Annotated in this window: 12 protein-coding genes; 7 read left to right on the top strand and 5 right to left on the bottom strand. The window is 68.4% G+C overall.

The window, feature by feature from the left end:
* Together OXF11_08100 and OXF11_08095 are read right to left on the bottom strand one after the other, a co-directional pair.
* A partial coding sequence (locus OXF11_08100) for an aquaporin family protein (GenBank protein ID MCY4487065.1) occupies positions 1 to 447 on the bottom strand: 447 nt, incomplete at its 3' end.
* The gene (locus tag OXF11_08095) at positions 402 to 779 is read right to left on the bottom strand and encodes a metalloregulator ArsR/SmtB family transcription factor (GenBank protein MCY4487064.1); all 378 of its coding nucleotides are present in this window, start codon (positions 777 to 779) and stop codon (positions 402 to 404) included. The genes OXF11_08100 and OXF11_08095, both read right to left, overlap by 46 nt.
* A gap of 189 nt (positions 780 to 968) precedes the next feature.
* On the opposite strand from OXF11_08095, the gene OXF11_08090 reads away from it, so the two are divergent.
* Positions 969 to 1,727 (top strand): DsbA family protein, encoded by a 759-nt coding sequence (locus tag OXF11_08090; protein MCY4487063.1) that lies wholly within the window; start codon positions 969 to 971, stop codon positions 1,725 to 1,727.
* A 45-nt stretch (positions 1,728 to 1,772) separates the two neighbouring features.
* Positions 1,773 to 2,567 (top strand): RNA methyltransferase, encoded by a 795-nt coding sequence (locus tag OXF11_08085; GenBank protein ID MCY4487062.1) that lies wholly within the window; start codon positions 1,773 to 1,775, stop codon positions 2,565 to 2,567.
* Positions 2,568 to 2,579: 12 nt separating this feature from the next.
* Here OXF11_08085 and OXF11_08080 read toward each other — a convergent pair whose 3' ends face one another.
* Positions 2,580 to 3,488 carry a formamidopyrimidine-DNA glycosylase gene (locus tag OXF11_08080; GenBank protein ID MCY4487061.1) on the bottom strand — a complete coding sequence of 303 codons (909 nt, stop codon included), beginning with the start codon at positions 3,486 to 3,488 and terminating at the stop codon, positions 2,580 to 2,582.
* Positions 3,489 to 3,601: 113 nt separating this feature from the next.
* Positions 3,602 to 4,762, bottom strand: a complete 1,161-nt coding sequence (locus OXF11_08075) for an acyl-CoA dehydrogenase family protein (protein MCY4487060.1) — start codon at positions 4,760 to 4,762, stop codon at positions 3,602 to 3,604.
* A 234-nt stretch (positions 4,763 to 4,996) separates the two neighbouring features.
* Here OXF11_08075 and OXF11_08070 point away from each other — a divergent pair, with 234 nt between their 5' ends.
* The 3 genes from OXF11_08070 (at position 4,997) to OXF11_08060 (ending at position 9,571) form a co-directional block, all read left to right on the top strand.
* Positions 4,997 to 7,198, top strand: coding sequence for an acetate--CoA ligase family protein (locus OXF11_08070; GenBank protein MCY4487059.1), 2,202 nt, complete (start codon positions 4,997 to 4,999; stop codon positions 7,196 to 7,198).
* 353 nt (positions 7,199 to 7,551) lie between these two features.
* Positions 7,552 to 8,661 (top strand): acyl-CoA/acyl-ACP dehydrogenase, encoded by a 1,110-nt coding sequence (locus tag OXF11_08065; GenBank protein MCY4487058.1) that lies wholly within the window; start codon positions 7,552 to 7,554, stop codon positions 8,659 to 8,661.
* Between the two features lie 73 nt (positions 8,662 to 8,734).
* Positions 8,735 to 9,571, top strand: coding sequence for a polysaccharide deacetylase family protein (locus OXF11_08060; GenBank protein ID MCY4487057.1), 837 nt, complete (start codon positions 8,735 to 8,737; stop codon positions 9,569 to 9,571).
* A 10-nt stretch (positions 9,572 to 9,581) separates the two neighbouring features.
* On the opposite strand, the gene OXF11_08055 is transcribed toward OXF11_08060, so the two are convergent.
* Positions 9,582 to 10,784, bottom strand: coding sequence for an MFS transporter (locus OXF11_08055; GenBank protein ID MCY4487056.1), 1,203 nt, complete (start codon positions 10,782 to 10,784; stop codon positions 9,582 to 9,584).
* Positions 10,785 to 10,836: 52 nt separating this feature from the next.
* Here OXF11_08055 and selA point away from each other — a divergent pair, with 52 nt between their 5' ends.
* Entirely contained in the window at positions 10,837 to 12,306 is a 1,470-nt protein-coding gene (gene selA, locus OXF11_08050; GenBank protein MCY4487055.1) for an L-seryl-tRNA(Sec) selenium transferase, read from the top strand.
* A gap of 55 nt (positions 12,307 to 12,361) precedes the next feature.
* Positions 12,362 to 14,272, top strand: a complete 1,911-nt coding sequence (gene selB / locus OXF11_08045; GenBank protein ID MCY4487054.1) for a selenocysteine-specific translation elongation factor — start codon at positions 12,362 to 12,364, stop codon at positions 14,270 to 14,272.
* Positions 14,273 to 14,321 lie beyond the last annotated feature (49 nt).

Here is a 14,321-nt window from a genome sequence, read left to right as displayed (position 1 = left end):
GCCCTGGATCACCGACAGCAGCCCGAAGGTGGCGACGAACTCGCCGAGCCATTGCCCCGCCCCGACACGATGCTTCTGCGAGAAGAACACCGCGGGCTCGTCGAACATCAGGTTGGCGACGATGACGCCGGCGACGGCGCCGATGATCTGCACGGCCACGTAGCCGGGGACGTCACGCCACGCCAGCCCGCCCAGGAAGCCCTCGGCCACGGTCACGGCCGGGTTGAAGTGGGCGCCCGAGATGGGGCCGAACACCAGGATCAGCACCGAGAGGGCCGCGCCCGTGGACACGGTGTTGGCCAGCAGCGCCACCGCGTCGTTGCCGCCGGCCAGCCGTTCGCCCATGATGCCGGAGCCCACCACCGCGGCCAGCAGGAACGCCGTGCCGACGGCCTCGGCGGTCAGGCGACGCGGGAGGTCTTTCGGGTTTTCTTGGTCTTGTCCCATGGATCTTCTTGCGTCGGCTCGCATACCGGGATGCCGCAGACCTCGGGATTGCCGCCGCAACAGTTGTCCGTCAGATAGCGGAGCAAATCGTTCATGGTCTCGAAGTTGGACCGGTAGATCAGAGAACGCGATTCCCGCCTGAACTCCACCAGCCCGGCCTGCTTCAGCGTATTGAGGTGAAACGAAAGGGTCGCCAGGGGCAGCCCGAGCCGCTTCCCGATCTGTCCGGCGGGCAGTCCCTCGGGGCCTGTTTCCACCAGCAACCGAAAGATGTCCAGGCGCGTGTCCTGCGCGAGCGCCGCAAGCGCACCCACCGCGTCCTTGTGTTCCATGATTCCAGTAATATGGAAATTTTAACCCGGAATCAACCCCCTTCGGGGACCGACAGCGTTGGACAGTTCTCCGACTGGCGCAGCGGGCCAATCTCGCATAGACTGGCGGTGTCCATCCGCGACGCCGTGCGCATACCGCGTCGACACGACGAACCGAAACACGATCCGGACCCTTCAGGAGGGAATGCGATGTTGCGACTCACGGCAAGATATCTTTTGCTTCTGCTCTCGCTTTTTCTTGTGGGCGCGACACCGGCCATGGGCGCCGATGAGGCCAAGGGGCAGCGCTCGAACGAGGAGATCGGGGAGATCATCCGCGAATACCTCCTCAACAACCCGGAAGTGATCTTCCAAGCGGTGGAGCGCCACCGTGAGAAGCAACGGCAACTGCAGGCCCGGCGCGACCAGGCTCTCCTGAAGCAGCACCAACAGGCGCTTCTGGCGGATACGGACTCGTTCGTGGGGGGCAACCCGGACGGCGACGTGACCCTGGTGGAGTTCTTCGACTACCGCTGCGGCTACTGCAAACGGTTCGCTCCCACCCTGGAGAAGATCAAGAAACAGGATCCGAAGCTCCGGGTGGTTTACAAGGAGTTCCCGGTCCTGGGACCCGACTCGATCAGAGGAGCCCAAGCGGCGCTGGCGGCACGCAACCAGGGACGCTACGTCGAGTTTCACGAGGCCTTGATGCGCGTCCAGGGGAACTCCTTGGACGAAAAGACCCTCATGCGCGTCGCGCGTTCGGTGGGTCTGGACACCGAACGGCTCAAGAAGGACATGGAGAACCCCAAGATACAGGACATCCTCGGCAAGACCCTCAATCTTGCCAGGACGTTGAGCATCAACGGGACACCCGCCATAATCGTCGGCAACCAGATCGCCCGGGGTATGGTGCCCCTCGCGGACCTGACCCAGATGATCGCCAGAGCCAGGGCCGACGGCTCCTGACGCACGGCCGTCAGGTCAACGGCGCGCTTCGAGGCTCCCCGCCTCATGTCCGACTCCACCGTAGCCCAGACACTCGCAAGAGTCCGCGTCGTCCTGGTGCGCCCCAAGGGGTCGGGCAACATCGGCTCGGTGGCCCGGGCCATGAAGAACACCGGCCTGCTGGAGCTGGCGCTCGTGGGCGGAGGCCGCACCGAGAGCCTGTCGGCCCGCTCCATGGCCGTGCACGCCCGCGACATCCTCGACGGCGCGCGCCGGTACGAGACCATACGCGAAGCCGTCGCGGACTGCGGCCTCGTGGTGGGCACCACCTGCCGCAAGGGACTCTACCGCGACCACGTCGAGTTGCCGCGCGAGATGGCCCGGGACATGGTCGCGGCCGTGGCCGGCGAGAACGCCCCGCCCGCCGCCCTCCTCTTCGGCCCCGAGGACCACGGGCTCAGCAACGCCGACCTCAAGCATTGCCAGCGCCTCGTCACCATCCCCAGCCACCCGGAGCAGCCCTCCCTCAACCTGGCGCAGGCCGTCATGGTGTGCCTCTACGAGATCTACGTCGCGGCCACCCTGGCCCAGCCGCGCGAAGAGCGCCTCAAGCGCGCGCCCGCGGAAGCGGTCGAAGCGCTGTTCGACCGCATGAAGGACACGTTGCTTGAGGTCGGTTTCCTCGATCCGCAGAACCCCGAGCACATCCTGCTCGCGCTACGCCGCGTCCTCGGCCGCGCCGGCCTCGAAGAGCGTGACGTCAAGATCCTCAGCGGACTGTTCCGCCAGGTGGAATGGTACGCGCAGGGGGGTTGGGAAGTGGCGGAGGAGAAGCGGCGGCAGGGGGTCAAGCTGCGTTAGCGCCTCGCCATGTCAGAGACTCCGCTCCGTCCTGATCTCCTCGAGTTCCTCCAGCGTGCGCGGCCAGTCGCTCTTCATGAGCCGTGACAAGGAGCGGTCGGCCAGGAGCCGGCCGCCGGTCTGGCAGCGGGCGCAGTAGTTGCACTCGTTGGCCGCGTAACGGATGCGCTGCACGCGCGCGCCGCACACCGGGCACGGCTCACGGTAGCGGCCGTGCACGGCCATGCCGGGACGGAACGCCGTGACCTTCTCGGGAAAGCTGTCGCCGGTCTCTTCGCGGAGTCTTCGGCACCACTCCTGGAGGACCTCCCGGACCGCTTCGAAAAGCGTTTCGATCTCCGCCTCGTCGAGATGGCGCGTCTGCTTCATGGGGGAGAGACGCGCGCGGTGCAGGATCTCGTCGGAGTAGGCGTTGCCGATGCCGCTGAACAGGCGCGGGTCGGTGAGCGAACGCTTGAGCGTGTGGTTCTCGTTCTGGAGGGCACGCCGGAACGCGTCCAGGTTGCACTCGAGCACCTCGATGCCGCCGGGGTCGTGTTGCTTCAGGTTAGCGGCGCCATGCACGAGGTGGAGCGACGCGCGCTTCATGGAGGCGGCCTCGGTGAGAACGAGGGTGCCCGAGGAGAAGTCGAAGGCCGCCAGCCCCAGCTTGCCCGGGACGCGGGCTCCGCGCGGGCGCCAGCGGAACCGCCCCGCGATCATCAGGTGGAAGACCAGGAAGAGGTCGTCCTGGAGCTCGAAAACGATGCGCTTGCCCAGCCGGCGAAGCCCCAGCACCTTGCGGTTCTCGGCTTCATGAATGGGCGGGTCCACGGACCGGAGCAGGAACGGGCTCGCGAGACGGACCCCTTCCAAGGTCTCGCCCACGACCCGCGGTTTCAGCGCGTGGATGTAGAGTTCGACGTCCGGCAACTCGGGCATGCGGCCACCCCACGCCGCCTGGATTCCCGCTTCCGCGGGAATGACGTATTCGCAGCGTCTCCGGTCTCCGCCGGAGGGCTTTGAAACCGCCTGGGAAGCGGCAAGCCGCTACCCTATGGTAGTCCCAGCACCCGCTTGGCGGTGACGTTGCGCTGGATCTCGCTGGTGCCGGCGTAGATGGACATGCGCCGCACCTCGCGCCATAGCACCGACACCTCCACCGGGCCCTCCGGAGTGTCCAGCGGGCCGGCGTCGGCGGCGTGCTCGCCGGCCGCGTCCAGCAGGAGGTCGGCGATACGCTGCACGATGTCGGTGGAGACGATCTTGATGAAGGACGAGTCCGCGCCGATCTCCCGGCCCGCGCGCGCGATCTGGACCGCGTGCGCGAACACCGCCGACTGCGCCAGGACATCCAGTTCCGCCTGGGTCAGCCGGTCCTGGAACACCGGATCGTCGAAGGCGCCGGTGGCGCGCGCCACCTTGCGCACCCGCTCCAGCATGTCCAGGGCCAGTTGCGGGTTGGCGTTGCCGAGCCGTTCCCCGTCCAGCAACGCCTTGGCCACGCGCCACCCGTCATTCACTTTTCCCACCACGTTGGCGAGGGGCACGCGCACGTCGTCGAAGAATTCCTCGGCGAACTCCTCGTCGTCCGCCAGCGTCTTGATGGGGCGGATGGTGATCCCCGGCGTCCTCAAGTCGATGAGCACCATGGAGATGCCCAACTGCTTGCGCGGCGCGTCCGGGTCGGTGCGGATCAACGCGTACATCCAGTCGGCGTAGTGGCCGCCGGTGGTCCAGATCTTGTGGCCGTTGATCACCAAGTGGTCGCCGTCGATCTCGCCGCGGGTGCGCAGGCTCGCCAGATCGGAACCCGAACCCGGCTCGGAGTAGCCCTGGGCCCACAGCACCTCGCCGGAGAGCATCTTGGGCAGATGCTCGGCCTTCTGCTCCTCGGTCCCGTGGCGTATCAGGATCGGCCCGATGTGCCCCACCGCCTGGCGCGACAGCACCGGCGCCTCGGCGCTCCCGAACTCTTCCTGAAGGATCAACTGCTGGTTGACCGTCGCCTCCATGCCACCGTACTGCTTCGGCCAGCTCGGCGCGATCCAGCCGCGCTCGTAGAGCTTGCGCTGCCACGGCCGGATCATCTCCGGCGGCGGCCGCGTGGACCAACCCTTCAACTCCGGCGGCAGGTTCTCCTCCAGCCAGCGCCGGACCTCCAGCCGAAACGCCGCGTCCTCCTTCGTGTCCGCGATGAAGCTGATGGTGCTCATGGGCCGGACACTAGCAGATCCGGCTCCAGCCTGCGAGGACGAGACCGCGGCATCGCAGGGACGCTTCGAATCGTCATTTTCCTCCGTCATTCCCGCGGAAGCATGCCCTCGACCCCGATCGGGGGCGGGAATCCAGGCGGGGCGGCGGGCATGACATATTCCGGCGACACCCGGTGCCAAGTTGCCACTGTCCGGAGCCGTAGCCTATAGTGTGTTGACACAACGGCCATAGCCATGAGCACTCAAACGAGCACCGACAAGGTCGCGACGCTGTTGAATCCCACGAGCGTGGCCATCCTGGGCGCCCGGGAGAACCCGAGCGGATGGACGGCGCGCATCTTCGCCAACCTGGTTCGCTTCAAGTTCGACGGGCCGGTCTATCCGGTGAACCCGAACCATGAGCGCATCTGGGGGGTGAAGTGCTATCCCGACCTGGCTTCACTGCCCACGGTGCCCGACCACCTGGTGGTGATGCGCGCGGCGGCCAGCGTTGCGGGCATCCTGCGGGAAGCCGCGGCCATGGGCACCCGCAGCGCCACCGTGTACGCCACCGGCTTCTCCGAGGCCGGCACCGACGCCGGCCGCGCCCTGGAGGCGGAGTTGCACGCCGCCATTGCGGAGACCGGCCTGGCCGTTTCCGGACCCAACTGTCTCGGCAACCTGTCGGCCCGCGCGCGCGTGCTGACCCTGCCGGACGACCGGGTGCAGGAGCTGGTTCCGGGCCCGGTGGCCATGGTGGGACAGAGCGGCACCACCACGCCCAGCATCGCGCGCACGCTCATGGACCGGGGCATCGACGTGAGCTACGTCATCACCAGCGGCAACGAGACCGGGCTCATCACCGCCGACTACATCCGCTATTTCGTGAGCGACCCGGAAGTGCGCCTGATCTTCTGTCTCGTGGAAGCCGTGCGCCGGTCCGAGGATTTCCTCGCCGCTTGCCGCGCGGCCCGCGACGCGGGCAAGCCGGTGGTGGTGCTCAAGATGGGCGTGTCCGAGGGCGGTCGCCGGGCCGCCCTGTCCCACACCGGCTCCCTGGCCGGCCGGGTGGAAGCCTTCGACGCGGTGGCCGGTCCGGCCGGCGTGATCCGTGTGGAGAGCGCCGACCGCGCCACGGACGTCATCGAAATGCTGCTTTACGCCAGCGAAGCGCGCGGCGAGAACGTGGGCTGCCTGGTCTATTCCGGCGGGGTGCGCGGGCTCGCGGAAGACGCCGCGGACCGGCACCGGGTGCCGCTGCCCGAGTTCGCTTCCGACACCCGGACACGCCTGCGCGAGCTCCTGGGCGACGGCATGGCCATCAGCAACCCCCTGGACGCCGACGGCTATCTCAACCGCCCCAGGGAGGACGCGCTCAAGGTCGTCGACGCGGTCTACAACGACCCCGGGGTGGACATGCTGGTGTTCCAGGAGGACCTGCCGCCGCACGAGGGCATCAACGACGCCAACCGCCGGCGCGCCGCGCGGGTGCTGGCCACCATCGAGGCCATCGACCAGCGCTTCCTCGGCACTGAGCAGAAACCCTTCGTGCTTATTTCGCCGGCGTCGTATGACCTCACGGAGTTCAGCCGTACCGCCCGGCGCCGCTTCCCCCACGTTCCCTGCCTGAACGAGCCCGAGCGCGCGTTCCGCGCCATCCGCGCGGTCCAGGACTACCGCCGGCGCTGCCGCGAGGCGGAGATTGCGCCGGCCAGGGCCTTGCCGGAGGCCTTGACGGCGCGCGTCGAGGCGCTGCGGCGGCAGGCCGCGACGGCCGCCACGCCCTTCCCCCTTTCCGAGCCGGACTCGAAGGAACTGGTGGGCGCCTTCGGCGTGCCCTTGATCGACGAAGGGCTGGCGCGCACCGAGGAGGAAGCACGAGCCTTGGCCGAACGCCTCGGTTATCCGGTGGTGGTCAAGGGCGTCGCCGCCAATCTCACCCACAAGAGCGACGCCGGCGCCGTGCGCGTCCACGTCGGCGACGCCGCGGCCGTGCAACAGGCGTGCCGGGACATCGCGCGCAACGTCGCCGCCCACGACCCGGATATCCGTCTGGACGGCTGGCTTGTGGCGCGGATGGCGCCGGCGGGCCTGGAACTCGTACTGGGCATGCAGCGGGATCCCGAGATGGGACCGGTGGTGATGTTCGGCGCCGGCGGCGTCTTGCTGGAACTGGTGGAGGACGTGGCGTTCGGTCCGCCTGGGATCAGCCGGGACGGAGCCGCCCGGCTCATCGACGCCACCCGCGTCGGCAAGCTGCTGGACGGATACCGCGGGCAGGACCCTTACGACCGCGACGCCGTCGTCGACGCGCTGGTGGCCCTGGGCCGGCTGGCGGCCGCGGGCGGAGACGTCATCGAGAGCCTGGACATCAACCCGTTTGTGGCGCTGCCCAAGGGCGCCGGAGGGCTGGCGCTGGACGCGCTGGCGATAATCGGAACGGGAACGGGGCACTGACCAGCCCGCGATCCGACCCCGTCGACCCCGCGGAACAGGCGATGTCCATACTCGTGGGCCAGGGACCCCATGAAATAGTCATTTCCGCGGAACAGGCTGTTGGAAAACTCGCCACGAACCGGGAGTTGCACGGCCGCCCCGAAATCGTCATTCCCGCGAATGCGGGAATCCAGGGGTTGGGTGGGGCAGAACGGACTATTCCCCCGCCTCACCCCGCCTGGATTCCCGCTTCCGCGGGAATGACGATTCGTAGGGTCTCCGCCTCGCGAGTTTTGACACAGATGGGAAGCGGGTATCCAAGGGTGGCGGGCAAGGGTGCTCGGTCAATGTACTCACCGTAGAAAGGCAAAGCCATGGAACTCGTCCTCGATGAGGCACAGACGATTCTTCGGGAGAGCGCGGACAAGCTCATCGAGCGGCACGCGGGACCGGGCCGGTTCCGTGAGCTGCGTACCACCGAGCACGGTTTCGACCGGGCGCGGCTCGTGGAGGTGGCGGAGGCCGGCTGGCTTTCGCTGCTGGTGCCGGAAGAGCGCGACGGCCTGGGCCTGGGGACCACCGAGGCGGCGCTGGTGCTGGAAGCGGCGGGCCGCGGCCTCATGACCGAGCCCGTCGCGGCCGTGATGGCGGCGGCGCGGGCCGTGGCCGCGGGACCCGCGGCCATGAACGCAACCCTGGAGGCGTTGGTGGCCGGCCGCGCCGTCATCGTTCCCGCGCTGAGTGACCCGGCGGCCGAGGACCCCGATGGCGCACGTATCCAGGCCGTCGCCGCCGGTGACGGTTTCACGCTTGGCGGGCGCACGGACGCGGTTCCGGGCGCCGCGGCGGCCGACGGCTTCATCGTCGGCGCCCGGAGCGGGGACGGCACCGTTGTGTGCCTGGTGCCGCGCGACGCACCAGGTCTGGAAGTCGCGCAGCGCGCCCGCGTGGACGGCACCGGGCACGCGGCGCTGGCGCTGACGGATGTCCCCGTCCCGGCGGACGGGGTCGTCGCGTCCGGTGCCCAGGGCACGGAGCTGGCGGCGGCGACCCTGGACCTGGTGCTTCTGGGAACCTCGGCGGAGATGCTGGGCATCATGGAGCAAGGGCTGACCCTGGCCGTGGACTACCTGGGAACGCGCGAGCAGTTCGGACGGCTCATCGGCTCGTTCCAGGCGCTGCAGCATCGGGCCGTCAATGACCACATCGACATCGAGTTGACGCGCTCCCTGCTCTACCAAGTATGCGCAGCCATGGACGAGGGGCGCGGCAACCGCGCCATGGTGGCCGCCGTGAAGGCGCGCGCCTCGGACGCGGTGCTCTCCGTGACCAAGTCCATGGTGCAGATGCACGGCGCCATCGGCTTCACCGACGAGTACGACGCAAGCCTGTACCTGCGCCGCGCCATGTCGCTGTCGGCCGAGTACGGAAACGCTGATTCACATCGCAAGCGCTACGCGCGGCTGTCGTCACGGGCGGCGTGACGACACCATCTCTTCCGCAAGACTGACGGAAGAGAGCGGCCGATGAGGCCGCGTGCCACGAAAGGAACCAATCATGGCCAACGACTCCGCTTTCCGACGCACCATCCAGTGGCCCGAAGGCAAGCTCGTGTGCTGTACCTACAGCGTAGCCCTGGAGGCCTTCCGCAAGACCGGCCGCTTCAAGATGGATTCGCGCATCGACGTGAACCACAGCTCGCTGTCGCACGCGGAGTACGGCGGCAACGCGGGCATCTGGCGCATCCTCGAAATCCTCGACCGGCAACAGGTCCGCGCGATGATCCTGGTGAACTCGCTGGCGGCGGAGAAATGGCCGGACGCGGTGCGCGCGCTGCACCAGGCGGGCCACGAGATCGCCGGCCACGGCACCACCAACGAAGTCAGCATGATCGAACTGACCCCAGACGAGCAGCGGGAGGAGATCGCCTCCTGCACCCGGATCCTGGAGGAAATCACCGGAACGCGGCCGGTGGGCTGGTTCGGTCCCGGCGGGCACCACACGGACGTCACCCTGGGGCTCCTCGCCGAAGCCGGCTACCTTTGGTCCGGGGACCCGTCGGATGACGACGTTCCCTATGTCGCCACGGTCGACGGCCGGCGCATCTGCGTGATCCCGAAGACTTGGTACGCCAACGACTGGCGCGCCTGGGGTAATGGCCTGGGCAACGCCAGTACCTTCTTCACCGGGTTCAAGGACGGTTTCGACTTCGTTTACGAGGAGGCCAACGGAGGCCGGCCTGGCATGATCGACGCCTGCGTCCACGCGGAGTTAGGCGGCCGCCCCTACCTCGCCGCCGGCTTCGAGCGGATGATCGAATACGTCAATCGGCACCGCGGCGAGATCTGGCAACCCACCTACCGCGAGATCGCGGAGCACTGCCTCGGCGGCTGACCGGGCCTCCCTACAGCGAATCCTCCCTGACCCTCCACAAGAACGGCAGGGGCACGGCGATGGCCAAGGCCATGGCAATCCAGGCCATCTCGTAGGACCCCGTGTAGTCGGCGATGAAGCCGAAGGCCGGGGGCAGCACCACCACGCCGACGAAGGCGACGGTGTTGGTCAGTCCGATGGCGACGCCGGCGACGCGGGTGCCGACTACCTTGGCGACCAGGGCTAGGTACAGTCCCTGCCAGCTCATGGTGCCGAGGCCGAGGAGCGAGACCACCACGGCGACGAGCCACCAGGGCATCCCGGGCGACAGAAAGGCCGTGGCCAAGCCGGCGGCGGTGCCGAGCAGCGCCAGCATCATGAGCACCGGCACGCGCCGCCCGTAGAAGACCCTGTCGCTGACGATGCCGAAGCCGATGCGGCCGGCGCCGCCGCAGGCCTGTCCCACCGCCAGCAACGCGGCGGCGAAGACCAGCGAGAAGAACACGTCCTCGGTGAGATACAGCTCGATGTAGCTGATGTAGCACCACTGGCAGCCGGCGAGCACCGCGGCGTAGAACGCTCCCGCCCAGATGTCCCCGCGCCGGATGAGCTCCCGTATCCCCACCGCGGGCGCCGCGCCGTCCGCGATCCGCGCCCGCTCCGGTTCCCGGTAGAACAGCAGCACCAGCACGCCGGTGGCCACCGTGATCACGCCCACCACGGACAGCGCCGGACGCCAGCCGTAAACCAGGCCCAGGGACGGCAGCGTGAGCGCCGCGATGGTGCCGCCCAAGGGAATCCCTGTCTGGCGGATGCCCATGGCGGTGCCGCGCTCGCGGTCCGGGAACCAGCCGGCGATGGCTTTGGTGCCGGCCGGGGTTCCGGTGGCGATGGGTATCCCCAGGAGCAGGAAGAGGATCAGGAGCCCGGGGAAGTCCCGGGTGAAGAGAACCGTGAGCACAAGCACGCCGCAGGCCACCGTGCCGTAACCGATGATGCGCCGCTCGCCATAGCGGTCCGCCGCCTTGCCCGCGGCGAGCACCGCGGCCACGACACCGACGTTGATCATCGAAACGAGGATGCCGACCTCGGTGAGGTTCAGCGAGAGTTCCTTCTGGATGAGGGGCACCAGCGTCGGGATGCCCATGTGGATGGTCGCCAGCGCGGTCTGCGCCAGCGTCGTGATGAACAGGTAGAACCAGCGCCGGGGTGACGGTGAGGGAGAGGGTGTCACGTGTGGTGAGATTTGCGTCTACCGGACCGAAGGGCTAGTTTGATGCTGACTCATGAAACCGGAAACCGATCTGCTGCGTGAGCTGCCCTCCGTGGACCGCATCATGAATCACCCCGCCGCGGCACCGTTGCTGGAGCGGTTCAGCCGGCCGTTCGTGACGGCGACCCTGCGCGGCCTCATGGATGAATTGAGGCAGGTCATACGCTCCGGCGGCGACCTTCCGCCCGACCGGTTGCACGACGAATCTATCATAACCGACCTGGAAAAGAAGCTGGCCCGGGCGGCGCGCCCCGGCATGGTGCGGGTGGTGAACGCCTCGGGCACCATCCTGCACACGAACCTGGGCCGGGCTCTGCTCTCGGAGGCCGCGGCCGCGGCGGTGGGCCTCGCCGCGCGCCACCCCGTGAACCTGGAGTTCGACCTCGGACACGGCAAACGAGGCCAGCGCGAGGCGGGCATCGAGGCACTGCTGCGGGAGCTGACCGGGGCCGAGGCCGCGGCGGCGGTGAACAACAACGCGGCGGCGGTGCTGCTGGGGCTCAACTCCATGGCCGAGGGCAAGCACGTCATCGTCTCGCGGGGCGAGTTGATCGAGATCGGCGGCTCCTTTCGCATCCCGGAGGTCATGGCCAAGAGCGGCGCCATCCTGCGGGAAGTGGGCACCACCAACCGCACCCACCCGCGGGACTACGCCGAAGCCATCGACGAGAACACCGGGCTGCTGCTCAAGGTGCACACCAGCAACTACCGGGTGGTGGGTTTCGCCGCGGAGGTGGAGTTGAAGGACCTCGTGGCCATCGGCCGGGAGCGCGGGGTGCCGGTGATGGAGGACCTGGGGAGCGGCGCGCTGGTGGACCTCGGCACGCTGGGGCTGCCGCGGGAACCGCTGGTGGCGGAGCGCGTCGCCATGGGCGCGGACGTGGTCACCTTCAGCGGCGACAAAATCCTCGGCGGACCCCAGGCGGGGCTCGTGGCCGGCACGAAGCACTGGATCGAGCGCATGAACCGGAACCCGCTCAAGCGTGCGCTGCGCTGCGACAAGCTCACCCTGGCGGCGCTGGAGGCGACCCTCCGGAGCTACGTCCAGTCCCCCGACCTGCTCCGGGAGATCCCCACCCTGCGCGCCTTCAGCCGCCCGCTGGACGAGATCGAGGAAAGCGGCCGGAACGCGCTGCCGCTCTTGCGGGAGCGCCTGGGACCGGACTACGAACTGGAGCTCGTGGACTGCACCTGCCAGATCGGCAGCGGCGCCCTCCCCACCGAGGAGATCCCGAGCAAGGGCATCGCCGTGCGCGGCCGCGGCATGAGCCCCGACGACGTGGCGCGCGTCTTCCGGCAGGCCGACCCGCCCGTCATCGGCCGCATTCACGACGACCGCTTCATCCTCGACCTGAGGAGCGCCGGCGACCCCATGTCATTGGTTCCCAACCTCCAACAACCGCATGAACAGGGAGGACCTCCGCGCCGGATTCGCGGCGCCACCGGCGGCCGGCGAGAGCCCAAAAGCACCCGCCATGGTTGAGCGAGTCACGCGAACCGCACCGCGTGCCCGCTGACGCACCCCGAATTCCAGAACCATGCCGTACATCATCGGAACCGCCGGACACATCGACCACGGCAAGACGAGCCTCATCAAGGCCCTTACCGGCGCGGACACGGACCGCCTCAAGGAGGAGAAGGAGCGCGGCATCTCCATCGACCTGGGCTTCGCGCACCTGCCGCTGCCCGACGGCGGCGAGGCCGGCATCGTCGACGTGCCCGGCCATGAGCGCTTCATCCGCAACATGCTCGCCGGTGCCCACGGCATCGACCTCGTGCTGTTCACGGTGGCCGCGGACGACGGCGTGATGCCGCAGACCGAGGAACACCTGGACATCGTCCACCTGCTGGGCGTGCGCACCGCCCTGTTCGTCATCACCAAGGTGGACCTGGTGTCCGAGGCGCGGGTGCGCGAGGTGGAGGAGGAGATCGAGATCCTCACCTTCGAGACCGCGCTGGAAGGCTCGCCGGTGGTGCATTTCTCGGCGGTATCCGGGCACGGGCTGGAACAGGTGCGAAGCGGCATCCACGCGCTGCTGGAGCGCATCGACCGGCCCGCCCCCAGCGGGTTCTTCCGGCTCCCGGTGGACCGGGTGTTCGTGCTCCAGGGCCACGGGGTCATCGTCACCGGCACCGGGCTGGCGGGGGAAGTGCGCACGGGCGACCACGTGCACGCGGTTCCCGGCGGGCAGAAGTTCCGGGTGCGCAGCATCCAGGTGCACGGACACTCGGTGGAAGCCGCGGGCTGGGGCCAACGCGTGGCCCTCAACCTGACGGGTCAGGAGCGCGGCGCCCTGGAACGCGGCCACATGATCTGCCACGAGGAGCTGACCCTGGCGTCGACGCGGTTCGACGCGCACCTGGAGGTGCGCCCCGCGGCCGCCAAGGGCATCAAGAACCACCAGCGCGTGCGCATCCACCTGGGAACCGCCGAGCGCATGGGCAAGCTCGTCTTCCTGGGGGACATCGAGAAGGTCGAGCCCAAGGAGACGGTCTACTGCCAGGTGCTGCTCACCGAACCGCTGCTGGTGATGCGCGGCGACCACTTCATCGTGCGCGACGAGACCGCCCAAAAGACCCTGGGCGGGGGCGAGGTGGTGGACCCGCGGGCACGACGCCACCGGCGCCGGGAGCAGGACGTGGAGCAGCGCCTCCACACGCTGCACCAGGGCGACACGCCCGACATGATCCGGAGCTTTCTGGAGGGTGACGCCGGCCTCGCCACCAGCCTCGACGCCATCGGCCAGTTCCTCAACCTGAAGCGCGACGAGACCCGCGCATGGCTGGAGCGCACCGAGGGACTGCGTGCCTTCGATTCCGAGCGCGAGCGCGTCTACACCACCGAGGGGAAATGGCACCGTTTCCGCGAGCGGCTGCGCACGGCCCTGGAGGAGTTTCACCAAGGCCATCCGCTGGCGCCGGGCATGGACCTGGAGGAGGTGCGGGCGCGGCTCGCCGGGGGCGTGTCGGCACGGCTCTTCCGCGACCTGGCGGACCTTTTGTCGAGCGAGGGCGTGTGCGTCCGCGAAGGCAACCACCTGCGCCTGCCCGGCCACCGCGTGGAGATGGGAGCGCGGGAGAAGTCGCTGTCCGTGGAGATAACCGCCGCGCTGGGCAAGAATCCTCTGGCCCCGCCCTACCTGAAGGAGCTGGAGAAGGCGCTGGGGGCGGAGCGCCCGAAACTGAACGAGGTCATACGAGTGATGGAGCGGCAGGGAGAGATCGTTCGGGTGACCACCGAACTCTATTACCTCAAGGATTCGATTGACAGGATCAAGGCCGATTTATATAGCTATTTCGAGACCCACGAGGAGATGAGCGCGGCGACCTTTCGAGACATCCTGCAATCGAGCCGCAAGTACACCATTCCCGTGCTGGAGCACTTCGACCGCACCGGCGTGACCATGCGGGTGGGCGATGTGAGAAAGCTCAAGCCGGGGAGAAGCTGAGAGACACGATAGATATCAACCGCGGCCGAGCGCGAACGGAACCGGGCGG

It is taken from the genome of Deltaproteobacteria bacterium (assembly GCA_026712905.1).
In the GTDB taxonomy this organism is placed as follows: Bacteria; Desulfobacterota; Binatia; order UBA9968; family JAJDTQ01; genus JAJDTQ01.
Note: the sequence above shows the minus strand (reverse complement) of the source record. Positions and strands in the feature narration are given on the sequence as shown.